General features: G+C 53.5%; 1 protein-coding gene. It reads right to left on the reverse strand.

Translation table 11 applies throughout. The annotated features are described in order from the left end of the window. On the reverse strand, nucleotides 1-539 hold a 539-nt coding region (locus ACLD72_RS32200; protein ID WP_458476520.1), incomplete at its 3' end, for a transposase. Between the last annotated feature and the right edge of the window lie 53 nt (nucleotides 540-592).

The raw sequence follows: 592 nt of genomic DNA on the forward strand, positions 1-592 counted from the left end.
AAGCAATTGGTAATCAGGAAATACTCCTTCTCTTCTTCGTCGCGAAAGACGATGAGCCGCAACCGACGACTGCATTTGTTGAGGAGTACTTTGCGATCCGACACGATGAAGCTCCGATCGGCTTTGGGGATCCGGAAGTCCCGTGTCACGACGAACTGCGTATTCTCGCGAATGCGGGAGACAAAGTTGATTTTGTTTGCCGGCTGGTCCCATCGTTCAAAGTGTTCATGCTTTTGGAACCCGCGGTCCATGACGTGAATGGCCTCAGGGTCGGTCACGAGCTCAAGCGACAATTCCGTCTCATTTACATCTACGGTGCTGGCGATTATTCGGTCGGGATAGACGAGTTTCGCCGGATCCGCGACCACCACGCGCGTATGCATTTTGACTCCGTGTTTGCTTTTGGAGTAATTCGCCCAACTGGCCCGCTGCAAGGGCAGCGTCAGCTCGGTCGCATCCAGAAGGCACAGCTTTTTCCCACCGGGCAGTTTGTCTAGTCGATCCGGATGGAGATGCTGAATCGCTTGGACCAATTTCACAAATACAGCTTGTAGCGTATCGGTGCACAGGGTGGTCGTTTTCCGGGACAACG

The sequence above is a fragment of the Paenibacillus lacisediminis genome (assembly GCF_046567315.2).